The 24466-nt window shown below is 56.0% G+C and carries 21 protein-coding genes; 5 read left to right on the top strand and 16 right to left on the bottom strand.

The features are described 5' to 3' along the window. Nucleotides 1-85: 85 nt before the first annotated feature. Genes J4P41_RS08730 through J4P41_RS08715 form a run of 4 tightly spaced genes read right to left on the bottom strand, consistent with a single transcriptional unit; the run spans nt 86 to nt 6285 of the window. Nucleotides 86-427 (bottom strand): hypothetical protein, encoded by a 342-nt coding sequence (locus tag J4P41_RS08730; protein WP_010504078.1) that lies wholly within the window; start codon nt 425-427, stop codon nt 86-88. A 12-nt stretch (nt 428-439) separates the two neighbouring features. Next, complete coding sequence (locus J4P41_RS08725) at nt 440-1894, bottom strand: efflux transporter outer membrane subunit (protein ID WP_426066807.1); 1455 nt, start codon at nt 1892-1894, stop codon at nt 440-442. Then, entirely contained in the window at nt 1891-5067 is a 3177-nt protein-coding gene (locus tag J4P41_RS08720) for an efflux RND transporter permease subunit (RefSeq protein ID WP_426066806.1), read from the bottom strand. Before J4P41_RS08720 ends, J4P41_RS08725 begins: the two co-directional genes overlap by 4 nt. Nucleotides 5068-5073: 6 nt before the next feature. Beyond that, the gene (locus tag J4P41_RS08715; protein WP_426066805.1) at nt 5074-6285 is read right to left on the bottom strand and encodes an efflux RND transporter periplasmic adaptor subunit; all 1212 of its coding nucleotides are present in this window, start codon (nt 6283-6285) and stop codon (nt 5074-5076) included. A gap of 116 nt (nt 6286-6401) precedes the next feature. On the opposite strand from J4P41_RS08715, the gene J4P41_RS08710 reads away from it, so the two are divergent. Next, nucleotides 6402-7058, top strand: a complete 657-nt coding sequence (locus J4P41_RS08710) for a TetR/AcrR family transcriptional regulator (RefSeq protein ID WP_023943770.1) — start codon at nt 6402-6404, stop codon at nt 7056-7058. 9 nt (nt 7059-7067) lie between these two features. On the opposite strand, the gene J4P41_RS08705 is transcribed toward J4P41_RS08710, so the two are convergent. The 5 genes from J4P41_RS08705 to J4P41_RS08685 are packed head-to-tail and all read right to left on the bottom strand — an operon-like array spanning nt 7068 to nt 12374. Next, nucleotides 7068-9518 carry a tetratricopeptide repeat protein gene (locus tag J4P41_RS08705; RefSeq protein ID WP_426066804.1) on the bottom strand — a complete coding sequence of 817 codons (2451 nt, stop codon included), beginning with the start codon at nt 9516-9518 and terminating at the stop codon, nt 7068-7070. After that, the gene (locus J4P41_RS08700) at nt 9515-10246 is read right to left on the bottom strand and encodes a MotE family protein (protein ID WP_426066803.1); all 732 of its coding nucleotides are present in this window, start codon (nt 10244-10246) and stop codon (nt 9515-9517) included. Before J4P41_RS08700 ends, J4P41_RS08705 begins: the two co-directional genes overlap by 4 nt. 5 nt (nt 10247-10251) lie before the next feature. After that, a complete protein-coding gene (locus J4P41_RS08695) occupies nt 10252-10755 on the bottom strand; it encodes a DUF6468 domain-containing protein (RefSeq protein ID WP_023943776.1) in 504 nt (167 codons plus the stop codon). Nucleotides 10756-10773: 18 nt separating this feature from the next. Further along, nucleotides 10774-11883, bottom strand: coding sequence for a flagellar motor switch protein FliM (gene fliM / locus J4P41_RS08690; protein WP_426066802.1), 1110 nt, complete (start codon nt 11881-11883; stop codon nt 10774-10776). Nucleotides 11884-11900: 17 nt separating this feature from the next. Beyond that, nucleotides 11901-12374, bottom strand: a complete 474-nt coding sequence (locus tag J4P41_RS08685; RefSeq protein ID WP_023943780.1) for a flagellar basal body-associated FliL family protein — start codon at nt 12372-12374, stop codon at nt 11901-11903. A gap of 63 nt (nt 12375-12437) precedes the next feature. Here J4P41_RS08685 and J4P41_RS08680 point away from each other — a divergent pair, with 63 nt between their 5' ends. Together J4P41_RS08680 and J4P41_RS08675 are read left to right on the top strand one after the other, a co-directional pair. Continuing rightward, complete coding sequence (locus J4P41_RS08680) at nt 12438-13673, top strand: transglycosylase SLT domain-containing protein (protein WP_426066801.1); 1236 nt, start codon at nt 12438-12440, stop codon at nt 13671-13673. A gap of 168 nt (nt 13674-13841) precedes the next feature. Then, a complete protein-coding gene (locus J4P41_RS08675; protein WP_426066800.1) occupies nt 13842-15260 on the top strand; it encodes an amino acid permease in 1419 nt (472 codons plus the stop codon). Nucleotides 15261-15323: 63 nt separating this feature from the next. Here the strand turns inward: J4P41_RS08675 and J4P41_RS08670 are convergent, their stop codons facing one another. The 6 genes from J4P41_RS08670 to pstC are packed head-to-tail and all read right to left on the bottom strand — an operon-like array spanning nt 15324 to nt 20660. Then, nucleotides 15324-16583 (bottom strand): sensor histidine kinase, encoded by a 1260-nt coding sequence (locus J4P41_RS08670; RefSeq protein WP_426066799.1) that lies wholly within the window; start codon nt 16581-16583, stop codon nt 15324-15326. 3 nt (nt 16584-16586) lie between these two features. Then, on the bottom strand, nt 16587-17309 hold the full coding sequence (locus J4P41_RS08665) for a response regulator (RefSeq protein ID WP_426066798.1): 723 nt from the start codon (nt 17307-17309) through the stop codon (nt 16587-16589). Then, nucleotides 17306-18028 carry a phosphate signaling complex protein PhoU gene (gene phoU / locus J4P41_RS08660; RefSeq protein ID WP_211568149.1) on the bottom strand — a complete coding sequence of 241 codons (723 nt, stop codon included), beginning with the start codon at nt 18026-18028 and terminating at the stop codon, nt 17306-17308. The genes J4P41_RS08665 and phoU overlap by 4 nt, the downstream gene beginning before the upstream one ends. A gap of 6 nt (nt 18029-18034) precedes the next feature. Further along, nucleotides 18035-18805, bottom strand: a complete 771-nt coding sequence (pstB, locus tag J4P41_RS08655) for a phosphate ABC transporter ATP-binding protein PstB (RefSeq protein WP_234930915.1) — start codon at nt 18803-18805, stop codon at nt 18035-18037. A 17-nt stretch (nt 18806-18822) separates the two neighbouring features. Continuing rightward, entirely contained in the window at nt 18823-19695 is an 873-nt protein-coding gene (gene pstA, locus J4P41_RS08650) for a phosphate ABC transporter permease PstA (RefSeq protein WP_034880652.1), read from the bottom strand. After that, nucleotides 19692-20660, bottom strand: coding sequence for a phosphate ABC transporter permease subunit PstC (gene pstC, locus J4P41_RS08645; protein ID WP_426066797.1), 969 nt, complete (start codon nt 20658-20660; stop codon nt 19692-19694). Before pstC ends, pstA begins: the two co-directional genes overlap by 4 nt. 261 nt (nt 20661-20921) lie before the next feature. Here pstC and J4P41_RS08640 point away from each other — a divergent pair, with 261 nt between their 5' ends. Together J4P41_RS08640 and dps are read left to right on the top strand one after the other, a co-directional pair. Continuing rightward, nucleotides 20922-23453 carry a glycosyltransferase family 2 protein gene (locus J4P41_RS08640; protein ID WP_211568147.1) on the top strand — a complete coding sequence of 844 codons (2532 nt, stop codon included), beginning with the start codon at nt 20922-20924 and terminating at the stop codon, nt 23451-23453. Nucleotides 23454-23509: 56 nt separating this feature from the next. After that, nucleotides 23510-24049, top strand: coding sequence for a DNA starvation/stationary phase protection protein Dps (dps, locus tag J4P41_RS08635; protein ID WP_023943796.1), 540 nt, complete (start codon nt 23510-23512; stop codon nt 24047-24049). Nucleotides 24050-24278: 229 nt separating this feature from the next. On the opposite strand, the gene J4P41_RS08630 is transcribed toward dps, so the two are convergent. Then, nucleotides 24279-24466 (bottom strand): hypothetical protein (locus J4P41_RS08630; RefSeq protein WP_426066796.1); only part of this gene is annotated, 188 nt, incomplete at its 5' end.

Here is a 24466-nt window from a genome sequence, read left to right as displayed (position 1 = left end):
CCCACTACAAACACAAACGGCGGGAAACGGGCTTCACGCCCATTTCCCGCCGCCGATCAAATCCGAATGAACGAATAATCCAGCCTCAGTTGGAAGCTGTATCGTCTTCCGGCAGAGGTTGAACATGCGTGACCTTGCCGTAGCGATCATAATAGATCACCGCATTACCACGACGTTCCGCATACCCATCCGGCTGACCATCACGGGTACGGAAAAGCAGACGGAACGCATCCGGCTGCTCAATAACCTTGTCCCCCGGTGGCCGGTACGTGAAACGGCTGAAATCGGCGTGACTCCGGGGAAGAGAGGAGTTGCGATACAACTCGTGCATGTCCGGCTTCTTCGGCCCGTCTCCATCCGCATCCTGCGCGACAGCGGTGCCCGTCAGGGCGAGAACCGCCAGTGTGGAAGTCAGGATCCTGCGCATGATGCTCTCCGGTCAGTGCGTTGCGGCGGGCACTGTAGGCGAAACCGTCTTCTGGCTCCACCCACCACCGAGAGCACGATACAATGTGACAAGATTCTGGAATCGTGCCGCCTGAACCACAATAGCGTTCTGTTGAGCCTGATAGAGCGTACGCTGCTGCTCAAGGGTCGTCAGATAACTGTCAATTCCGGCATCGTACCGCATCTTGGCCAGATCATAGGCTTTCTGCGACTGATCAACCAGTTCCCGCATATGCCGTTCCTGCGCCGTATAAGTCTCCCGTGCCGTAAGCGCGTCAGACACTTCCCGGAAGGCTGTCTGCACGGTCTTCTCATACTGCGCGGCATACTGGAGCTTCTGCCCCTTCGCCATCAACAGATTTCCCTCACTCTGCCCCCAGGTAAAGATCGGCAGGCTGATGGATGGAGACACCGACCATGTCTCGGCGCCCGGTGTAAACAGCTTGCGGAACTGAAGGGAACTTGTCCCCTCAGACGCCGTCAGCGTCACCTTCGGGAAAAACTCTGCTCGTGCCGCACCAATACTCGCATTGGCGCCGATCAGAGTATGCTCCGCTGCGACAATATCAGGACGCTGCGCCAGAAGATCCGACGGTAGCCCTTCTGGTAGATCACTGATCATCGTCTGAGCGCCAAACGGTGCCGGCGGTGGGAGATCATCTGGTAACGGCACGCCAACCAGAACCTGAAGGGCATGTTCGTCATCCGCTACGGCACGCAGGTACTGCGCCTCATACGCCGAAGCCTGCTCAACCTGGGTTTTGACCTGCGCCAGCGTCAGGGCGTCCGTCTCGCCATTGTCATACGAGAGCTGCGTCAGCCGCAGCGTATCCCGCTGTGACTTCAGCGTGTCGCGCGTGACACGAAGCTGTTCCCGATCCGCAAGCCATTGAATGTAGGTCGTCCCGATTTGCGAGACCGTCGTAATCAGAACGTTCCGTGCACCCTCGACACTGTTCAGAACCGTTTCGGCCTGCTGCTTCGTCAGATTACGAATACGCCCCCAGAGATCCACTTCGTAAGACGAGAAGCCAATGGACGTCTGATACAGCCGCAAGGTTGAAACGCTGGTCCCAAGGCCAGGAGCAAACGAAAAGCCCGCTGTATCGGACGGCGCCATGAACATCCCCTGCCCCCCAGCAGAAATAATGGGGAACAGGGAGGCGTTCTGAATTTCATATTGTCCGCGGGCCACCGTGATGGCCGCTGCCTGAGCGGCCAGATCCCGATTGTTCCTCAGCCCCAACTGAACCAGAGCCTTCAGACGAGGGTCCGTGAAGAAATCTTCCCATCCCAGATTGTAGGACTTGGCCACCGAAGCGACGTTTCTGGACCCTGTATCCTGCGGGTAGGCATTCTGCACCGCCTGTGTCGGCTGATGATATCGAGGTGCCATATTGCACCCCGACAGCATCAGCAGCGCGGCAAATCCAAGACGGGCCTTCATGCGCCGTGCTCCCCTTCAACAGCCGGTTGGGACTGTTCATTCAGATGATCATACGGGTCCTTCCGGTCCTTGATGCGGGTCACCCGGAAGAGACGCAGAACAACGACGAAGAACACAGGCACAAAATAAATCGCAAGCAACGTCGCAGACAGCATACCGCCCACCACACAGGTTCCGATCGCCACACGCGCGGCAGAGCCCGCACCCGTCGCGATTGCCAGCGGGAACACACCACACACGAAGGCAATGGACGTCATCAGGATCGGGCGCAGACGTTCCTTGCCCGCTTCCAGAACGGACTCTTCAAGGGACTGTCCCTGCTCGAAGAAGGCCTTGGCGAACTCCACGATCAGGATCGCATTCTTCACCGAAAGACCAACCGTCGTGAGCAGGCCTACCTGGAAGTAAACGTCGTTGGAGAGACCACGCCCCAGCGTTGCAGCAATTGCCCCCAACACACCGAGTGGCAGCACAAGCAGCACCGCAAACGGAATGGCCCAGCTTTCATAGAGCGCTGCAAGACAGAACAGAATGACGATCGCAGCCAATGCATAGAGAGGCCCCGTCGCACCGCTGGACGCAAGCTGCTCATAGGACAGACCCGTCCACTCATACCCAATGCCACGCGGCAGCTTGGCAAGGATCTTTTCCATTTCCGCCATGGCCTGCCCGGAACTGGATCCCACAGCCGGCTGTCCCTGGATTTCGTAAGAGTTCATGCCGTTGTAGTCTTCAACCTTCTGCGGCCCACTCTCCCACGTTCCGGATGCAAACGCATTGAACGGAACCATCGTGCCGGTCGCATTGCGGACATACCAGCGGTTCAGATCTTCAGGCGTCATACGGGCCCAGGGCTCACCCTGAATGTAAACCTGCTTCACACGATCATCCCGCATGAACTGGTTGACGTAAATTGACCCCAGAGCGCCTTCCAGCGTCGTGTTGATGTCAGCATTGGTCAGACCAAGGGCATTCGCACGCTCACGGTTGATGTCCAGCTTGAACTGCGGGGCATCTTCCATACCAAGCGGACGCACAGCCTGAAGAAGCGGATTCTTGGCAGCTTCCATCAGAACCTGATTACGCGCCGCCAGCAGCGCCGCATGACCCAGATGCCCCGTGTCTTCCAGTTCCAGATCGAAACCCGTCGCGTTACCCAGTTCCATCACGGCAGGCGGGTTCACAGCAAAGATCTGTGCATCCGGATCCATCCAGAAATGCATCATGATCTCACGGGATACCGTCATCGTCGTATGGGCAGAACCCGGACGCTGATCCCATGGTTTCATACGAATGAAGAACGCACCTGCAGACTGTCCCTGCCCGGCAAAACTGAAGCCGTTCATGGCAAAGACGGACTGCACGTAGTCACCATAGTTCTTGAGAACGTAGTCCGTGATCTTCTGGTTGACGGCAGCGGTCTGCGCCTGTGTGGCGTTGTTTCGCATGGTCACCTGACCGAAGATGATGCCCTGATCCTCATCCGGAAGGAAGCCACCCGGAACGCGCAGGAACAGGAACACCACACCCGCCGTCAGCAGCGCAAAAATAAGCATGCTGACGACCGGAACCCGGATCAGCCATTTTACGCCGCCCAGATATCCGTTGGTCAGACGATCAAACGTGCGGTTGAACCAGGCAATGGGGCCCTTCTCATGGCCCGTATGCGTCGGCTTGAGCATGGAACCGCACAGGGCAGGCGTCATGACCATGGCCACCAGAACGGACAGCCACATGGCGGCAACAATGGTGATGGAGAACTGGCGGTAAATCACACCCGTCGATCCGCCAAAAGCAGCCATTGGGAGGAACACCGCGGTCAGAACCAGCACGATACCGATCAGCGCGCCAGAAATTTCGTCCATGGACTGACGGGCGGCTTCCTTGGGAGAAAGCCCCTGATCCGTCATCACACGTTCGACGTTTTCAACCACGACAATGGCATCGTCCACCAGCAGACCAACAGCCAGAACCATGGCCAGCATGGTCAGAGTGTTGATGCTGTATCCCAGCACAGACAGCAGCCCGAACGTCCCAAGAAGAACCACTGGAACGGCAATCGTTGGGATCAGCGTTGCACGGAAGTTCTGCAGGAAGATCAGCATCACGAAGAACACAAGCACAATGGCTTCCACCAGCGTCTCGATCACTTCCTTGATGGACAGCGTAATGAACGGCTCGGTATCCAGCGGGTAAACCAGCTTCAGCCCACCCGGGAAGTACCGCTGCAAATCGGCCATTTTGGCGCGCACTGCGGCTTCCGTGTTAAGCTGGTTGGCACCCGGAGCAAGCTTCAGAGCCATGGCTGCAGCCGGATGTCCGTTATAAACAGACCCCAGCGCATAACTCTGTGCCCCCAGTTCAACACGCGCCACATCTTTCAGGCGGACCTGACTGCCATCCTGCTGAACTTTGAGCAGGATCTTTTCGAACTCTTCCGGAGAACTCAGACGCGTCGGCCCGATCACCGTCGCATCAAGACCAATCCCTTGCTTGGCCGGAAGGCCACCCAGTTCACCAGACGAAACCTGAATATTCTGTGCCTGAATGGCAGACTGAACGTCTCCCACCGTCAGGCCGTAATTATAAAGCTTGGACGGGTCGAGCCAGATACGCATGGCATATTCGGAACCGAACAGCGTGTGATCACCCACACCCGAAACGCGCGACAGCGGATCGGAAATATTGGAGGCCACGTAGTCCGAAATATCCTGCCCGGACATGCTGCCGTCTTCGGAAATAAAGGCCAGAACCATCATGAAGTTCTTGGTGGCCTTCGTGACACTCAGCCCCTGAGCCGTCACTTCCGACGGCAGACGCGGCTGTGCCAACTGCAGCTTGTTCTGAACCTGAACCTGAGCAATGTCCGGATTGGTTCCCTGCTCGAAGGTCAGGTCGATTTCCATCTGCCCACTCGCATAAGACGAGGCGGACAGATATTCGAGATGATCCAGACCATACATCTGCTGCAGGATCGGGCGCACAACCGTGTTGTTCACCGTCTCGGCAGATGCGCCGGGATACATGACGGAAATAGCGATCTGTGGCGGCGCGATGCTCGGATACTGAGCAATCGGCATACGGGTGATGGCAACGCCACCCACCAGCATGATGATCAGCCCAATGACCCAGGCAAAGATCGGCCGATCAATGAAAAAGCGTGAAAGCGTCATGGGAGATTACCCGGCCTTTCCAGCAGGAGCAGGCGCTTCCTGAGGTGCCACCTTGGCACCCGGCTGAACCTTCTGAAGACCATTCACGATCACCCGGTCTCCTGCCTTGACGCCATCCATCACAAGCCAGTCTGTCCCGATCGTGCGGCTCGTCTGAATGGCACGCTGCTGCACCTTGTTGTCAGCATCGACAATCATGACATACGGCTCCCCCTTGGAGTTCCGCTGGACAGCCACCTGCGGAACAAGAAGACCGTTCGGATCAATGCCTTCCCGAACATGGGCATGGACGAACATACCCGGCAGGAGCAGATGGTCCGGATTGGGGAAAACAGCTCGCATGACAAGAGTCCCTGTAGCCGGATCAACCGTCACTTCCGACAACTGCAGCTTGCCGCGCTGAGGATATTCGGAGTTGTCCTCAAGCTTCAGGCCAACAGCCGCCGCATCATCCCCCTTACGCTCAACCTGACCGGTCGCCAGTTCATGCTTCAGGCGCAGCATGTCCGCCGCCGCAAGATTGACGTCCACGTAAATCGGATCGAGTCGCGTTACGACAGCAATCGGTTGTGTCTGACCAGCCGTCAGCAGAGCGCCCGGCGTGTAAAGCGTACGGCCAATACGTCCATCAATCGGCGCACGAACATGGGTGTAATTCAGATTGACGGCAGCCGCTTCAACATTGGCTTTTGCCTGTGCAACCTGCGCTTCGGCTTCACGGGCCGTAGCCAGCGTATTGTCATAGTCCTGCGAACTGACAGCATGCGCCTTGACCAGCGGGCCATAACGACGCAACTGACCTGCCGCGCGGCTTGCAGCAGCCTGTGCGTTCAGAAGCTGTGCTTTGGCCTGATCGTAAGCTGCCTGATAGGGGGCGATATAGACCTGAAAAAGCTGTTGCCCTGCCTTGACGTCTGCACCCTGCTCAAAGTCACGCGAAACGATCACACCATTAACCTGTGGTCGGATCTGAGCCTGCTCATAGGCTTCAGTACGACCCGGCAGGGATGTTTCCAGCGTGACAGGCTGGGCCTGTAACGTAAGAACGCCAACAGATTGCGGCGGCATCTGGGGCGGAGCCTGCTTTTTGTGACAGCCCGCCAGCACGAGCGGTGCAACGAACAAAGGCAACAGCACGCCAGACTTCAGCCACCGATGCTGGTCTTTCTCCGAGACGGCTGCTGAGGACATCAAAAAAGTTTTCTGAAAAGAAGGCATGATACAGCCGCTATCCTGTGATACAGAAACCACGCAGTTTCCAGTTGAACTGGAAACTAGCCGGTTTCTTTGATGAACGTCAATTCGGTTTGACCGAATAATACCCGGAGTTGATCTTGAGCAGTTCTGACGCCCTGTCCGATGCCCGCAAGCTGCGCTGCTGCGACCACACCGGCACCTTGGACGACGTAGAGCGCAGAACCCGCATCCTGAATGCTGCCAGTTCAATGCTGTCAACATACGGATACCATGCCGCCTCAATGGATAGCATTGCCGCGTGTTCCGGCATGTCCAAGAAAACGCTGTATCAGTTTTTCGAGTCGAAAAAATCCCTGTTCGAAACGCTGATCATTGAACGGCTTTTCGCCCCTATTCCTTATGCACCCGTCGAAACAGATCCACTCTCCACCCAGCTTCAAGGCATGATGCTGCTCATTGCAGAACAGCTTCTGGATGAAGAACGTCTCAGTCTGCTCAAGTCCCTCGTCACGGAGACCACACGCAACCCTGCCATCCGTCAGATCGTAGCAGACTTGTTCCACCTGTCAGGCCGCGCCCTCCCTGTCCAGGACTGGCTGACCAAACAGGTGGCTACGGGCACTCTCGACATTGACGACGTCGAGGAAGCCGCGGACCTACTATTCAGCATGACACTCGGTGGCCCCCTTCTTGCCCATCTGACGCATTGCAAACCCCCCAAAGAGGGTGAAAATCTCACTCACTTCATCGAATATGGCGTTCAGACGTTCCTGAAAGCTCATACGGTCAAATAGGCGAAATCTTTAGCCACCTGCTGGCACAGACGAATCCTTGCCTTCTGTTAACAACTGGAACATAGCCGCCGACGGCTGGCCGCTCATTCTGGCGGAAAACTGCTTCGCCAGAATGGAAAGCATTGCACTATCATGTGCCCGGGACGCATCCGCCCCAATTCTCAACACAAGTTGGCTCTGCTCCGATGTCAGAGGATCTGCCGTCTCGTTTTGACCTGACAACAAGGGCTGAAGCAGGTTTTTCAGCGCCTTAACTGCTCCATTCCAATCTTTTTGCTGTTCCAGAACACTCGCCTGCATTTCAAGAGCCTCCGGTTCCGAACGGTTTTTCAAATATCCCAAAGCCTTTTGAGGATCATGCTGCGCCAAGGCAATTTTTGCCCGAAGAAGCACGGCCTCCGACGACTCAACATGTCCACCAGGCAAGACGTTAATACTTGCAGGCTCCTCCGGTGGAAGAGCCTGCAGAGCAGCATCCAGAGCGCCCGTTTCAAGGTTCAGACGCGCAATCTGAAGCTTCGTCTTTTGCGCGTCATCCCCTTCTTGAAGCTGCGCTAGCGCCTGAAGCGTATCCCGCTGCGCCAAAGGCAGGCTCAAAACAGCATATCGGTCAGAAAGCGCTTTCAGAAAATTAAGCTGGATCCTGCTCTGCCCTGTCGCTGCAAGCACTGCTTTCTTCAGGAGGTCGGCTTCTGCCAATGCGATGTCTGGCTTGTCAGGAGCATGAGAAGCCATTCCCTCAGCCACCAAAGATAGCCGCTCCGCTCCAGGAAATTTCTCTGTTCCATAGAGTTGCTGACCATCCTGAACGGCTTGCAACGCTTTCGGCCATTCTCCCGCTTTTGCAAACGCATCTACGGTTAACAATCTCGCTTCCGGCTCTCGTCCCGCCATTCGGAAGGCCGGCATCAATGCATCAAGACGCGCACCGACAACGCCGGGCGGTATCTGACCCGTCTCTAGCCCAAGCCTTAACGCAGTTTCCCGTGCGACCGGCCAGATCATGGGCGACGATGAACCTGCCAGAATTTCCAGTTTTTTCGAGGCACCCGGATCACGGTTCTGCGCAGCCAGCAGTGCATGGGCCAGAGCCGTGTCCGAATTTTCTGGGATTTTTCGAACAACCGCACGATCTCTCTCATCGCCGTACCGCACGACCCACTCAGCGGCAGAGGGCACCAGACGATGCCGTAAGGGTTGAGCATAGGACATCACGGAAGGCAGCCCTGCCGCGATCAGTTTTGCCGCCTGTCCCCGCTCAGAACCCGAAACAGAGTTTTCTTTTTCCGAAGAAAATGTTTGAACCATCCCACGCCAGAACTGGTCTTCCGGCGTGGAGCCTTCTTCCTCATCTCGTAAATCTGCCGAAGGGCGGTGATTCAAAACCGCCGCAATCTGCCGCAACCGTTTTACATCAGAGCGGGCAACACCTTCAGGCTGATCTTCCAGAGCCGTTTGAAGAACCTGAGCAAGTTCAGGCCCATTTCCCAGACGTGCCAGTTCCTGAGCCAGGCGAATCCTCGCGTCGAACCTCTGCCCGGCAATCGCCATCGCCGCTGATATCCATGCATGATACGCTGCAGAGTGAAGCGCTTCCGGAGAGGTCTCCCCCAGCCGAACGCCCGCCATTGAGGCACCATAGGTGGCCATCTTCCCCTGAGACAAAAGGGGCAGACTGCCCGGCCCTATCCGATCCAGAAAGAATTTTCCTGATGATTGCCGCAATTCCAACACGTCAGAATCGGCTGCAATGACAACACCCATCAGGCTTGGGCGCACTTCAAATCCGTCCCCTCTCCTGGCCATCGTCTCAGAAACCACACCTGACTGAGCCAGACCAAGCAAAAGACGACGTCCTGAATCAGGGTCCTGGACCGTAAGCACCTGCATGGCATCACTTGCCCGCGGAGGCGTAAAGGTCAGCGCCTGACCTTCCTGTCCAAGCTTCATTGCGCTGTTGGGCTGGGAAGGCGCGAGCGACACTGTCCACCCTCCCGCAACTGGCTTGAGGTCCAGTGCAGCATCTACAGGACAACTGATACGCACCAGTGTGCTGTTGCCCAAAATCTGGCTTTGCACGGTTCCAAAGGGAGTAATTCCACCCAGGGCGGCTGTATCGAGAGGGTGGCGCCCCGCCGCCACAAGAACAAAACTTCCCCCTCTCCGAAACGCTGCAACCGGCGTCCGCTCGCCCAGAGGCAACCATAGTCCCGTCGCGTCCGAAGCAGATGACACGGCGGAGGCAGGTCCAACGTCGATGCCCTTCACGCCTTCCCCTTTCAGGGCAGCGTCTTTCTCTTTCACTCCCCTGGGGGATAAAAGAGGGGACGGATCATTCAGAAACGACCATCCCTGCGGAAGAGCAGGCCCCTTGGCGGACGATACCGACGGCCCTGCAAACGCTGTTGCAGCGGAGGTCATCAGCAGCATTGCCAAAGCAGGAATCCGCCATCCGGTCATTCGTTGATACCGCGCGAGCCAGCATGCGCATGAATATTGGCCAGTAGTTGCGTCGCAAGAATGGCCCGTTGTGGCGACATGGCTTCCATAATTGCAGAAGCCTTGCGGGAACTCATGCGGTTCAGAAGACCTACGCCCACCCTGAGATCCAGAATATTGAAAATAACAGCCGCATCAGCAGGCTTCATGGCTTCGTAAATTTTGACGAGCCGATCCGTATCCTGATTGAGAAGTTCATCGGAATGACGTTCACTGTCTTCAATCTGAGACCGTGACGCCTGCAAGGCCGTCATCCGGCGCTGAAGTTCTTCTTCCCCTGCATCAACGAGACGCTGTCTCTCATCCAACGCCTTGGACCGCCGGTCCAGTTCCTGCTGCCGCTCATTCAGATCGGCCTTCAGAGCTGGGTCAACGGTTTCTGCTCCCACCACTCCCGAAGGTGCCTGAGGCGCGCCCTGACAGCCGCCCCCCTTGCATAGATCGGCAGTAGCAGGGACCGGTGACGCCACGGAAGATGCAGGTTTTTTCTCCATGGGAGCGGCCGCATCGTCTTTGTGTGTAGACGCTTCACCAGAAACCGGCGTCACAGATGGTTGAGCAACGGCAGCAGCAACCAGAGACGAACCCGCAGGGACTTCGGCGCCTACATATTCAACCAGATCGTAAACCTTGACGCCCAGAAGAACGATCATCAAACCACATGTGATGTGAAGAAGACGGAAAAACATCAGTTTTATCCCTGTCTCTGGCGAAGTGCGCGCAGAAGTTCACGTTCAGCCGCGCTTTTACCCACCGGCGTTTTGACCGTTCCCACGCTCCCCATCCGCCCCTCATCCATTCGGGGCCGAAGAGGCATGCGCGCGCCCGGAACATCCTCCTCCTCTGGCCGAATTATGGGTTTCTGGGAGGAGGCTTTCTGTGTGGAAGCGCCTCCTTCAAGCACCTGCGCTACCGCTTCCGAGCGTTCACACAAGATCGTCAGTTCATTCTTGAGGGTTTTGCCAGTCTCAACAGTTTTGCCCAGTGCACGCCCAACCATTTCAGTTGTCTGACGAAGATGATCGATTCCGGATTGTGCCTGTGCGCTGCTGCTCTCCAGGCTCATGATCAATGCATCAAGCTGCCCACGGTCACGCCGGATCACAGCGAGGGCCCGACCGAGATAGAGACTGTAGAAAATTGTCACCAGCAGCAGAACTGACAGGGCAATTTCAAGCCCAAGCTGGAACCTGTCCATGAAAAATGCTCCGTCTTTTCAGCTATAAGCGGAGGGCCGTTCCGTAGCCTCTCCTCCAATAAGATTTTCTTCAATCCGGACAGCCACCTGCCCCTGTTTTTTGCCGACACGGCCTCGAAAAACAGTCTTTCCACCACATCGCATCTGTACCAGAGCGTCCGGGTCCCGACGCAGCACCAGCCGATCACCGGGAGAAAGGGTTAGAATGTCCTGAAGGTTCATGGTCTGCTCCTCCAGAACGGCATCCAGTGTAACGTCTGTATTCCAAAGTTCCTGAGCCAGATGACTTTCCCAGATCCCGTCATGTCCGAACTTCTCACCCATGAACTGCTGGAGCAGAATTTCACGAACCGGCTCAAGCGTCGCATGAGGAAGGATGAGATCCACGTCACCGCCGCGCCCATCCATATCGATCCCGAACCGGGCCATGACCACGCCATTGGTGGCCCGTGAAATGGTCGCAAAGCGGGAATTCAGTTCCAGACGATCCAGCCGGAAATTCACGGCGCAAAGCGGACTGAAACTCATGGAGAGATCGCTCAAAATCACACGAATCAGCGGCTCGATCAGTGCGCGCTCAATCGCCGTATGATGCCGACCAGCAGGTCGATCCTCTCCACTCAGGGAAGCCCGGACACGGTCATGCCCACCGAGCAGGGCATCAATAATGCTGTAGATCAGGGACGAGCTGAGGATCAGAATCCCGTAATTGTCCCACTCTTCCGCCTTGAAAACCGCAAACATCGACTGCCCGGAAACATTTTCCAGGTAATCACCAAAGCGCAGGGAATTGAGGCGGTCTATCGAGACTTCAACATTATCATTGGTGAAGTTCCGAAGACTGGTCGTCAAAATACGGACGAGACGGTCAAAGACCACCTCCAGCATGGGCAGACGCTCATAGGAAACGGAAGACGTCGTGATCAGTCTTTCAAGCCCATTTCCTTCGCCTCCCCCCTTCAGCGTGGCATCACTTCCGAACAGACTGTCAATTTCGGCCTGATTGAGAATACGGCCAGTACCGACCTCATCTTCCGGGAATCCGAAATCGTCCATGGAGAGAGCAAACTTGGGAGTCGGCATGTCGCCGTCTTCTTCCAGAGCCTGATCCGGTTGTCTGCCGTCCATGTTTGTCGCGTCTGCAGTCACTGCACCAGCAACTCCACGAAGAAGAGATCCCGCACCGGCAGAGGCGCCAGAATATTAGAAACCTGCGCCAGCAGCGTCTCTCTCAGGCGATAGATTCCTGCACCAGAAAGCTCTTCCGGACGCATGCCATGAAGGCAGGTCTGGAAAGCATCCTGGATCTGCGGCATGAGCGGCCCGATTTTTGCCGTATCTTTGCTGTCTTCAACCTGAAGGCGCGCACTGATCCGGATATAACGCGCCCTGCCCTCCCCGGTATCCAGATTGGATACCATCGTGGGAATGGTAATAATCGTCAGCTTTTCGGGTTGTGGGGTAAGTTTTTCAGGATGGGACGCAGGGTGATGGAAGTGCTGCCAGGCGAATGCGCCTCCTCCGGCCAGCAGGACGCAGAGGATCGCTGCAATCATGATGATCCTGCGCTTCCCGCCCCCTTTTGCAGGGGTTTCAAGTTCCGGAGTCTCCGTCGTCACCGTGTCTCTGCCTTTTCTTTCGGACAGCCCCCATCATCTGTTCAAAAGATTAACATTGGGTTTATGACGCCCCGGAAAAGGCTCCTTTTCCTCTATGTCGGAACCCTTTGTGTGACCGGTTTTCTCCTTTCTGGCTGCGCCTCTCAGACATCCCCTTACAATCGGTATTATGCTGCGAACGGAGCCTATAAGGCGCCTGGAACCCCGAGTGATCCTTGGGGTCCATACATTCAGCAGGCTGCCAATCGCTTCTCGATTCCCGAAGCATGGATTCGGGCCGTAATCCATCAGGAATCGGGAGGCCACCAGTATCTGAACGGGCAACCCATCACATCCAGCGCTGGAGCCATGGGACTGATGCAGTTGATGCCCCAGACCTATGCGGAAATGCAGAGTCGCTTCGGGCTGGGATCCGATCCTTATGAACCTCACGACAATATCATGGCCGGGACAGGCTATATTCAGATCCTGTCCCGCAAATATGGCGCTCCCGCATTTCTGGCAGCTTACAATGCAGGCCCGCAGCGCCTTGAGGACTATCTTTATGAAGGACGGTCTCTTCCTAACGAGACCGTTAATTATGTCGCCAGCATTACCCCTCATCTGGGAACACAGGTGGCCATGACGGGGCCGCTTGCAGCCTATGGGTCAACGGCCCAGCTGAATGCGTCTCCAATGGAGGTAGCAGAAGCACCCGACACATCCCCTCAACTTGCCATGAACCAGACGTCAGCCAGATATGCCGATCCACAACAGAGTGTGCAGCAGGCCTGGGCCAGTCGACACATCACCTCAGTACCATCTGATACTATGCCCCCCGATCTTCCTCCTGCCGTCCCCTGCAATCCAAACGGCGCCTATGATCCCGACGCCACCTGCGTCCAGACACCCGTTTCATCCGATCAACTCGCCCCACCATCGGCCACGCCTCACTATGCCGTCGGCACTTCCTTACCTCCACCGCCCGTCATTCCTACGCCTCCCAGAACACCAAGAGCCTCATCTGGCCTGACGCCCACGAGTGTGAGTTACCGCACGCCGGGAAGCTATGGGGACTGGGGCATTCAGGTAGGCGCATTCGCGAATCCCGGGCAGGCGCGCTTTGCTGCAACAATGGCCAGACAGAGCGCATTCTCGCCTCTGCAGGCATCCCGCATCGAAATCCAGCCCACGATCGCACACGGCACACGCTTCTGGAGGGCAAGACTGGCTGGAATCAGCCGGACAGGCGCTGCTCAGGCCTGCAATGCTTTGTCAGGACAGGGCATGGCCTGCATGGCCGTGCCGCCGGGGCATTAAGTTACTTGTAGGGTGAGATTTTCGTAAGAAAACTCAATGCGCGTTGGCAACGGCTATGGTTTGCCGTATGTTCCCATGCAGATTGGACATACCTGCCACGCATGAAGCGTGGATGTCACTGTCCGGACATTGTTTCACCACGCCGATCCAGGCCCTCAGGATGCGCAGATGACGACCAGCCCTGCTCACGATTACACTCCCCCATCGGAAGATGTCATCAGCGAGGAAGGGTATCACAAGGACCTCGGTCGTCGACATATCCAGATGATCGCCATTGGTGGTGCCATCGGGACAGGTCTATTCCTTGGTGCAGGCTCCCGCCTTCAGGTTGCTGGCCCTTCCCTTGCTTTGATTTATGCCGTCTGCGGTGTTTTTTCCTTTCTGATCCTTCGCGCACTGGGCGAGTTGGTCATGTACCGCCCCACAAGCGGAAGTTTCGTCACTTATGCGCGCGAGTTCCTAGGCGAAAAAGCGGCCTATGCAGCCGGCTGGCTGTCATTTCTGAACTGGGCCATGACAGGTATCGTCGATATTACCGCCGTCGCCCTCTACATGCATTACTGGGCCGTTTTCGTTGATGTCCCGCAATGGGTTTTCGCCTTGGGCGCATTAACCATTGTCGGTGCCATGAACATGATCGGCGTTCGCTATTTTGGCGAAATGGAGTTCTGGTTTTCGCTCATCAAGGTTGTGGCTCTAGCGGCATTTCTCATCGCAGGAACTCTTATTCTTGGTAGTCGTGTGCCTGTGGGGGGACATACTACTGGGCTACATCTGATTACCGAAAATGGGGGTATTTTCCCGCATGGAATTATTCCGGCCTTCCTCCTGTTACAGGGTGTGGTCTTCGCTTACTCAGCCATCGAACTGATCGGAACGGCTGCTGGCGAATGCCACGATGCACGTGAGGTTCTTCCCAAAGCCATCAATAGCGTGATCTGGCGCATTGCCCTGTTTTATGTTGGCTCTGTTGTACTACTGGTCTGCCTTCTCCCATGGACCGCCTATCACGCTGGTGTCAGCCCGTTTGTGACGTTCTTCCAGGCTCTGGGAATTCCCGGCATGGGAACAATCATGAACATCGTCGTCCTCACGGCGGCCCTGTCCAGCCTGAACTCCGGTCTTTACTCCACCGGTCGTGTTTTACGGGCTCTGTCTCTTGGTGGATCCGGCCCGAAAATGCTGTCCAAAATGAACCGAAGCTCCGTGCCTTACATTGGCATTCTAACCACACTGGCCGTTTATCTTGTCGGCGTTGGTCTGAATTACCTGATTCCTGCGCGTGTCTTTGAAATTGTTCTGAATTTCTCTGCCATTGGCATTATCAGCACCTGGGGTTTCATTCTTCTCTGCCAGCAACGCCTGCGTTCAGCCATCAAACGCGGCGAAATCGCTCCGACGACATTCGCCATGCCGGGCGCCCCTGTCACCAACTGGCTAACGCTGGGCTTCCTGGGGTTCGTGCTGCTTATGATGGCTTTTGATTATCCAGATGGCACAATTACGATCGCAGCCATTCCTTTGATTGGATTAATCCTCGTCGGCGGTTGGATCCTTTTAGGAAAAACCCGCGCTGACATCCGTTAAACATGCCTCTCTGAACGCTCCTTCGTGGGCGTTTTTTCGGTTTTCAGAGACAGATCGAAATCCTCATACCGCTTCAGGCTGAACAACACTTACTGGTGGCAGCCAGACCAGGCATGTTGTTCCTCGCCCTGGCGCGCTTGCGACCCGCAATCGACCGCCATGACGATCCAGAATATGCCGAACAATGGAGAGACCCAGGCCCGTTCCCTGCTGGGCTGGCTCAACATTATCCACAACCCGATAGAAACGCTCGGTCAGCCGTGGAAGGTGATGTGCTTCCATACCGCGCCCGTTGTCCTCAACGCCCAGGAGGATGCCTCCGTCCTCCGGCCAGCGATCATCCCGTTCCGGCGCCCTGCGGGCAAACAGGGTCACGGAAAAATCCCGCCCCCGCTCCCGTCCATATTTCAGGGCATTTTCGATCAGATTCAGGAGCACCTGCACCATCTCGTCTTCATCTGCCTTGATGATCAGATCATCTTCGAGCGCCAGATTCAGCGTACACCCGTCCTCATCAAACCGGGGAGCCACCTCTCCCAGAACAATGGCCATCAAATCAGCCACGTCCACAACATCCCGTGGGCGTTGATGCTCATGAGCCTGCACACGGGATAAATAGAGCAGCCGGTCAATCAGCCGCTTCAACCGCGCTGACTGCTGTCCCATTATGTCGAGAAACTGCTGCCGCGTTCCCTCATCCATCGTGCTGCCACCCGTTCTGAGCGCGTCAATAAAGCCGCTCAGCGATGCGAGAGGCGTCCGAAGCTCATGGCTGGCATGAGCAACGAAATCCAGGCGCATCCTGTCCAGAACCTGCGCCTCGCTGCGATCTGACATCACCACAAGAACCCGCTTGTGACGCTCCTGCGGAGCGGGAATTCCCCTTAAGGACAAGTGCAACGTCCGGGGAACAGGAACATCAAGAGTAAAGGTGGTGGAGCAGACAGGCGGAAGGTCATCTGCCCCTTCAGGTTCAGCCCTTAACGCTGCGGAAAGCGCCGAACGAGCAGCAGGGTGCCGCAGAATGGCTCCTACGCTGTCTCCGAACTGCATTGCAGCCTCTTCATTGGCCTGGAGCACTGCACCAAGCCTGTCCAGTAACAGCACGCTTCCGGGGAAAAACTCGATTGGCAGGGGGGCATCCGGCAGAGGAAGCGAAAGACCCGAAGCCGAATATTCGGGTATGGCAGGCTGCGGAGTCGACCGACGGCGAAACGCCAGAGCCGCACACCCCCATCCAGCGACAGCAAGGCCTGCAAAGGTGAGGCCAACCCAGAGAGGCAGCCCATCATGGGGAAGAACTGCCAGACTCTCGGTCCTCACTCGTTACAGTCCGTCCGCAATTGGGCCATCATCCAGAGCATAACCCGCCGCCCGAACGGTACGGACAAGATCCGGCTCGTTCGGACCATTGATAGCCTTGCGGAGACGTCGGATGTGAACGTCGATCGTCCGAATTTCTACGTGGATGTTCTGCCCCCAGATCCGACGCAGCAGATCTTCGCGGGAAAACACCTTGCGCGGATTACGGATCAGAAGATCCAACAAACGATACTCGGTTGGCCCCAAAGACAGCAGACGCCCCGCACGCTCCACACGATGCGTTTCAGGGTCGAGGGTAATATCCGCGAAGGACAACACGTCGTAGGACGACTGGTGACGGCGAAGGAGCGCTCTGAGACGTGCATCCAGTGTATCGACACTGCAAGGCTTGACCAGATAGTCGTCAGCGCCAGTATCCAGCCCGCGGATAGCATCCTGCTCTCCGGAACGGGCCGTCAGCAGAAGAACGGGCAAATCCCGGAGCGCCGGATTGCTCCGGATACGTCGGCAGAGATCCAAACCGGAAAGGCCCGGCAGCATCCAGTCCAGAACGGCAGCATCGGGGCGAGCCGTTTCCAGAAACTGGAGGGCTGTTTCCGCATCGGGAGCGGATTCAACACGATAACCTCGCTGTTCGAGATTGTATCGCATCATGAGCAACAGGGCGGGATCATCCTCGACGACGAGGATGAGGCCCTTTGCTCGTACCTGCGTCGTCCCGCTCACCGGTCTGCTGGCTCGGCTGTGTTTTCAGCGGCTGCCGGGCCACCGCGCGGACGAACGGCTGGCAGATTGTCTCCGGTCACAGCGTAAAAGACGCGCTCGGCAATATTGGTCGCATGATCGCCGATCCGTTCAAGATTTTTGGCTATGAACAGTAGTTCCGTGCAGGCCCGGATATTACGGGGGTCTTCCATCATATACGTTACGAGTTCACGGAAGAGCGCCGTGTAATACTCGTCCACGGCACGATCCGCATGCCAGACTTCCATAGCCCGGTTGGAATCCTGCTGCGTGATGGCATCAATGGACCGTCGCAGATTGTCCTGCACCAGACGACCCATGCTGCGTAGCCCCGACAGGGAAATCTGACCGTCAGAACCACGAATCCGCAGAGAACGACGAGCGATGGACGACGCGTAATCGCCAATTCGCTCGAGATCACCCGTGATCTTCAGGGCCGCGACGATTTCACGAAGATCACTCGCCATCGGGCTGCGCAGAGCCAGAAGACGGATGGCGAGGCTTTCGACATCACGCTCAAGTCCATCCACATCCGGGTCCTGACGAGCGGCAGCATCCGCCGCTTCCTCATTCCTGTCTGCGATGGCCGAGAGCGCAAGAGCGACCTGGTTTTCCACGATACCGCCCATCTGGGACATCATGGACCGGAGCTGACCCAGCTCCTGCTCGTAGCTTTTGACAATATGAGATCTGTCAGCCATGGCGGATTATCCAAATCTTCCGGTGATGTAGTCTTGGGTCTGTTGCTGGCGCGGATTCGTAAAGATACGATCCGCAGTATCAACTTCAATCAGGCGACCCATGTAGAAAAACGCGACCTGATCCGCACAACGTGCAGCCTGCTGCATATTGTGAGTCACGATCGCAATCGTGAACTCCTCCTTGAGCTCATCCAGAAGTTCTTCAATACGCGCGGTCGAAATTGGGTCCAAGGCAGACGTCGGTTCGTCAAGCAGAAGGACTTCCGGGCGCGTAGCAATCGAACGCGCGATGCACAGACGCTGCTGCTGACCACCAGACAGACCGGCCGCCGGAGTATTCAGACGGTCCCGGACTTCGTTCCATAACGCCACGCGCGTCAGAACGTCCTGCACACGCACATCCATGTCTGCCTTGTTCAGACGTTCATGCAGACGCACGCCAAATGCGATATTGTCGTAAATCGACATCGGGAATGGCGTTGGTTTTTGAAACACCATCCCGATCCGGGCTCTCAGAATATTCAGATCAAGTCCGGTATCGAGGATGTTTCGTCCATCAAACAGGACTTCGCCTGTTGCTCGCTGTCCCGGATAGAGGTCATACATCCGGTTAAAAATCCGCAGCAGCGTGGACTTGCCACAGCCGCTGGGGCCAATCATCGCCGTGACCTTCCGGGCAGGGAAGTCAATGCTGATATCATGCAGAGCGTGATTCTGTCCGTAATAGAAATTAAGGTTACGAACAGCGAGGGCCACCTGCGGCTTGGTCTCGGTCATATTGAAATCCTGTAAAATCATCCGCGACGGGCCGAAAGACGGACGGCAATATTGATGGCCAGAACACCCATGGTTACAAGCAGGGCGCCGGCCCAGGCAAGCTGAACCCAGTCTTCATAAGAAGCCCCTGCATACTGGTAAATTGTCACAGGCAGGCTGGCCATTGGACGATTCAGACTGAAAGACCAGTTCTGATTACCCAAAGATGTAAAGAGCAGCGGTGCGGTTTCACCACTAACGCGAGCCAGCGCTAGAAGAATACCAGTCAGAACGCCAGTTTTTGCCGAACGCAGGCACAGGAACAGCGTCACGCGCCAGCGCGCCGCTCCAAGAGCTGCGCCAGCTTCCCGCATAGCGATTGGGACAAGCTGAAGCATGTCCTCTGTTGTACGGACAATGATGGGAACTGCCAGAATGGCGAGCGCAACCGACCCGGCAAATGCCGAGAAATGCCCGAACGGTGCAACAAGGATCTGATAGACGAACAATCCCACCAGAATGGAAGGCACTGACATCAGAACGTCTGACACGAAGCGGACGCAGGAAGCAAACCGGTTCTGACGGTTTCCATATTCCGAGAGGTAAATCCCACAACCCAATCCAAGAGGCGTCGCGATCAGAAGAGCCAGAAAAGTCTGGATCACACTGCCGAGAATAGCATTTGCAAGACCGCCGCCAGAGCCTGGAGGCCCCATGGGTTTCATGATTGCAGCCGCAGAAAGACCAGTTATTCCCCGGGACAGCAACGTCCACAGAATGGACGTGAGAACCAGCACCAGAATACCAGCTGCAACCATTCCCAGCAGAGTTGCAAGTCGATCCTTTCGGCGTCGGCGAGCACCATTTGCGTTTGGAGCCCAGCCACCAGATGACGTCGTCATACCGCTCATTTCCCGTCCTTCCGCAACATACGGGCCAGAGAAAGACTGGCGAATGACAACAGCATGAGAATAAACCCAAGAGCCAGAAGGGAAGACAGCCTCAGAGACCCGGCAGGACTTTCCGGGAACTGTAGTGCAATCAGGGACGCCACTGTGCTGCGAGGCGCAAACAGCGACCATCCTACAGACGTTACGTTTCCGATCACGAACGTGACGGCCATGGTCTCACCCAATGCACGCCCCATTCCAAGAACAGTTGCGCCAATCATGCCTGTCCGGGACCAGGGCACAACGACTTTCCACATGACGTCCCACCGCGTGGCTCCCAATCCGTAGGCGCTTTCGCGCAGCATGCCGGGCATGGCGCTGAACACATCGCGCATTACGGCCGTCATGAACGGGGCGATCATCATCGCAAGGACGATGCCTGCAGTCATGAGGCCTGTTCCAAAGGGGGCACCATGGATCAGTAGGTTAATTCCTGGCACATGCCGGAAATTGTGCATCATGAAAGGCTGAACGTGCCGCGCCATGAATGGCACGATCGTAAAAAACCCCCACATACCGAAAATAATCGATGGCACAGCCGCCAGAAGCTGAACTGCAGTACCCACAACAGCAGCAACCCGTGGAGGCGCAATGGCCGTAAGCCAGAAAGCCGTACCGAAAGCGAGAGGCATGGCGATCAACACGCCGATCAATGTACTGACAATGGTGCCGAAAAGTGGTGCCCACGCCCCATAATCATTTGCGACCGGGTTCCACACATTCCGAAAGGTGAACCCCAACCCGAAAGTCCTGAAAGCTTCCTGACCACCGACACCCATCAGAACGACCAGCCCGCCCAGAGCGATGAGCACAATGAGTGAGCAGCCTCCTACGATGGCCTGAAATGTGGTATCCGCGCGGCTCCGCTTTTCCTTGATTTCAGGAACGGAGACCTTGTCGGGCTGCCTGGCTGGGGCAAGTGTCATGCGTCAAAGGCTCTGGCTGTGATAACGGATGCAGACTGACGACTAAATGCCGCCACTTCCGTGCATTAGCCTTCCGGAACGAGAAGAACAACCGGCGCAGCCACCAGTGGCCATGAAAGATTTATGTCATGAGTAACGCTTTTTTTTTGATTCTTGGGACTGAGATACCCAAGACAGGGTGAAATAACTCATTTAAGGTTAATGAAAATTATCGCGCCGCTCTTATAAACTGAAACAGGCGCTGCTCGGGAGACAGAGTAAATGACCTTGCAATCCCCTCCTCCTTCTCCACTTGCTTCTGCCAGCGTTTTCATTGGTCATTTCGACCAGTTTGTTGAAGGGCAAGCGCGCGGTTGGGTGATCGATACAAGGGGTTCTGGTGCAGCTCGCCTCCATGTTCTGATAGACCAGCAGGAAGTCATGCAGGTTCTCTGCGATCAGGACCGTCCCGATGTACAGGCAGCTCTGGGACTACCCATCGCAACTGTAGGTTTTGAATTCAGCATTCCCGAGAAATTTATTGATGGGAAACCACACGAACTTTCCGTACGCCTCCCGGACCGCTCTGTTCTCCCGCTGACTAATCCGACAGACCCGGAAGCAGACCCTATCCCAGTCATCCAATTTACACAGAAATTCCAACCCCAGTATCAAAGCTTTGTAGACGGTGTGAAGCAGGGCGCTCTGCGCGGCTGGCTTCTGAAAGCAGAACGCCCCGGTGCCGAAATGCATGGCGGGTGCATGATTTCCGTCATGGTGGACGGGGTCCGTGTCGCACAGTCTCGCGCAGACCGATATCGTGGTGATGTCGCCGCAGTTCTGGGTTGCGACCCAAACTGTGGTTTCGAGATTCCCATACCTCAGCATCTTCGCGGCAGTACCCCCCGTCAGTTCAAAGTTGTTACCCTCCCGGACAATACCGAACTCAATGGCAGCCCCTTCGTCACCTCGCTGGCGGATGACGCGCTTGAGACGCGTCTGGTCGATCTCCTCGGCGTGATTGATGGACTACACCGCCAGCTTTCTGCGCTTCGACAGGAAGTGCGCGATCTGGTGCCACGCCGTGGCTACAATCTCGGCGACTACAATCGTTGGGCCCAGAAATATTACCCCCTTTTGCGTGAACGGACGGCTCGTCAGCGTCAATTGGAAGAAGGCAAGGGCTACGAGGAACCTCTGGTCTCCATTCTGTGCCCGACCTATCGCCCTCTGAAGAGCGATTTCGAGGCTGCCATCAATTCCGTTCTTTCCCAGACCTATCAGAACTGGGAGCTGATCATTGTTGATGACGCTGGAAAATGTGCGCAGACAACAGCCATCATCAACGAGTTCTGTAAATCGGATCAGCGAATTCGTGCGGTTCCCCTGAAAAAGAATGCCGGCATTTCAGGCGCAACCAATGCCGGCATGGACGCGGCGCGTGGTCAATATGTCGTATTCTTCGATCATGATGATCTCATGGTCGATGTTGCCGTGGAAGTGATGGTTCGCGCTGCCCGCGAGACAGGTGCACGACTGCTTTATTCCGACGAAGACAAAATCGATCAGGCCGGGTACTTCCTGGAACCGAACCTCAAACCCGACTTCAATTATCGCTATCTGCTCGGCTGTAACTACGTCTGCCATCTGACCATGGTGGAAACCGAAGCCATGCGGGCCATCGGACATCTGAAGTCTGACTATGACGGCGCGCAGGACCATGATTTCATCCTACGGGCCACGGAGATCCTGAAGCCTTCAGAAATCCATCATGTTCCAGAAATCCTTTATCATTGGCGCAAGACACCCAATTCTACGGCCGTAAACGTCGCGAACAAGACCTACGCCATTGAGGCAGGTGTACGTTGCGTTCACGACCATCTCAAACGGCGCGGTGTTAAGGCAAAGGTCTCGTCCATCCGTGGCCTGACGCTGTATGGCGTCCAGTGGCTCACACGAAAGACCCCCAAGGTCACGATCATTATCCCTTTCAAGGATCAGGTGGAAACCACGCGCCAGTGCGTGGAGGCTCTGCTGACCAAGACGGCCTACAAGGCGTTCGACATCATTCTCGTCAACAACTGGTCCGTTGAAGACGAAACGGCTGCTTTCATTGAGGAAATGCAGGCTCACCCGAAGGTGTCCGTGCTTACCGTTGAGGAGCCCTTCAACTACTCCCGCCTCAACAATCTGGCCGTAGAACAGACCAAGGCCGACTATCTGATGTTCATGAACAATGACGTGTTCGTGGAACATGAGGACTGGCTGCATATCGCCATCGGGGAAGCTCTGTCCGCTCCGGATGTTGGAGCGGTGGGCGCAAAACTGCTTTATCCGAACGATACCATCCAGCATGCTGGCGTGATCGTTGGGCCCGCGGGCATTGGCGCGCATGTCCATCGTGGCGACCCGGTCTCTGAATATGGCTTTATCGGACGCACCATGCTGTCCCACGAAGTCACAGCCGTCACGGCAGCAGCAATGCTTGTTCGTGCCGACGTCTTCCGGGAAATCGGAGGCTTCGATGAGAAGGAACTAACCGTCGCCTATAACGACGTCGATCTATGCCTAAAGATTCGCGATGCCGGATACCGGATCATTTTCTGCGCAGAAATCGTGGCGTACCATCACGAAAGCCTGTCACGCGGCAGCGATGACCGTCCGGAACACGAAGCCCGGTTCTTCCATGAAACCCAGACGATGCTGGCTCGTTGGAGCAACAATCCACTTTTCGAACGCGACCCGGCTTACCCACGCTACTTCACAGTAGACCACCAGCCGTTCTTCGATCTCGTGGATCCGGAAACGCTGTGAAACCCATTTGGGAGTTCTGCGTTTCTGGATAACGAACCTGTTACAGGAGACTTATCGTGGCTACCAAGTCCAACCGTCATGTCACGCAGAACAACACGGCAGACAACACCAAGAGCGTCTCCATCGAGACGCTCAATGCCCGGCTGGCAGACCTGATTGATCTCGCCTTGATCACGAAGCAGGCTCATTGGAATCTTAAGGGCCCACAGTTCATCGGTGTTCATGAAATGCTGGATGGCTTCCGCGCCAGCATTGATGACTTTGTCGATACGACAGCAGAGCGCGCCACCCAGCTTGGCGGTACCGCCTATGGCACAGTGCAGGCTGTTGCGAAGAACAGCAACTGCACCCCTTATCCGACCGATATCTATCGTGTCGCGGACCATATCGCGGCACTGATCGACCGCTACGCAACCGTTGCAAACAACGTTCGCGAAGCCATCAAGATTACGGATGAAGCAGGCGACGACGATACTGCTGATCTGTTCACGGAAGTGTCCCGTGGTCTCGACAAGCACCTCTGGTTCCTTGAGGCCCATGTTCAGGAGCCAACAGGTCAGCTGCGCGACGGCGACCACGACGGCAAACGTAGCTGATTAGCTACTACTGGTCAGAAACAAAAAAAACGGGGCAGTTAACTGCCCCGTTTTTTTATATGCATTTCAAGTAAAAGTTTCTTCGTTGCCTCAAAGGCAGCGCGCCAGATGCTCTCGCGCAAACCGGAACGCGTCTTCATCCAGAAGCACAGCGTCCTGAGACATTCCATCCGAAACTTCAACTGGATTTTGAGACGCCTCTATAACTCTCACGGGCGTCATAAGCCCTTTAAGAGCCAACTCCACAAACATCCGGTACTCTTCGGACCTGAGGGGAAAGGGTATATGACCTGGAGGGATCGAAGAACTGTTTGTTGATGCGCTTGTCTGATGATTTTAGTTTTTTGGCGCTTTGATTGAGGGTTTCCGGGGTGACTTTCGCTCTGCGTTTTGAGCAGATCACGGTCCATCGCCGGT

The organism is Gluconobacter sp. NFX36 (assembly GCF_049887835.1).
In the GTDB taxonomy this organism is placed as follows: domain Bacteria; phylum Pseudomonadota; class Alphaproteobacteria; order Acetobacterales; family Acetobacteraceae; genus Gluconobacter; species Gluconobacter japonicus_A.
Note: the sequence above shows the minus strand (reverse complement) of the source record. Positions and strands in the feature narration are given on the sequence as shown.

Coding starts and splice junctions, on each gene's coding strand:
- phoU (WP_211568149.1), bottom strand. CDS start 18,028: ATGGCTGACAGATCTCATATTGTCAAAAGCTACGAGCAGGAGCTGGGT.
- J4P41_RS08680 (WP_426066801.1), top strand. CDS start 12,438: ATGACGCCCCGGAAAAGGCTCCTTTTCCTCTATGTCGGAACCCTTTGT.
- pstA (WP_034880652.1), bottom strand. CDS start 19,695: ATGAGCGGTATGACGACGTCATCTGGTGGCTGGGCTCCAAACGCAAAT.
- J4P41_RS08695 (WP_023943776.1), bottom strand. CDS start 10,755: ATGGACAGGTTCCAGCTTGGGCTTGAAATTGCCCTGTCAGTTCTGCTG.
- J4P41_RS08640 (WP_211568147.1), top strand. CDS start 20,922: ATGACCTTGCAATCCCCTCCTCCTTCTCCACTTGCTTCTGCCAGCGTT.
- J4P41_RS08715 (WP_426066805.1), bottom strand. CDS start 6,285: ATGCCTTCTTTTCAGAAAACTTTTTTGATGTCCTCAGCAGCCGTCTCG.
- J4P41_RS08720 (WP_426066806.1), bottom strand. CDS start 5,067: ATGACGCTTTCACGCTTTTTCATTGATCGGCCGATCTTTGCCTGGGTC.
- pstB (WP_234930915.1), bottom strand. CDS start 18,805: ATGACCGAGACCAAGCCGCAGGTGGCCCTCGCTGTTCGTAACCTTAAT.
- pstC (WP_426066797.1), bottom strand. CDS start 20,660: ATGACACTTGCCCCAGCCAGGCAGCCCGACAAGGTCTCCGTTCCTGAA.
- J4P41_RS08705 (WP_426066804.1), bottom strand. CDS start 9,518: ATGACCGGATGGCGGATTCCTGCTTTGGCAATGCTGCTGATGACCTCC.
- fliM (WP_426066802.1), bottom strand. CDS start 11,883: ATGGACGGCAGACAACCGGATCAGGCTCTGGAAGAAGACGGCGACATG.
- J4P41_RS08725 (WP_426066807.1), bottom strand. CDS start 1,894: ATGAAGGCCCGTCTTGGATTTGCCGCGCTGCTGATGCTGTCGGGGTGC.
- J4P41_RS08700 (WP_426066803.1), bottom strand. CDS start 10,246: ATGTTTTTCCGTCTTCTTCACATCACATGTGGTTTGATGATCGTTCTT.
- J4P41_RS08730 (WP_010504078.1), bottom strand. CDS start 427: ATGCGCAGGATCCTGACTTCCACACTGGCGGTTCTCGCCCTGACGGGC.
- J4P41_RS08675 (WP_426066800.1), top strand. CDS start 13,842: ATGACGACCAGCCCTGCTCACGATTACACTCCCCCATCGGAAGATGTC.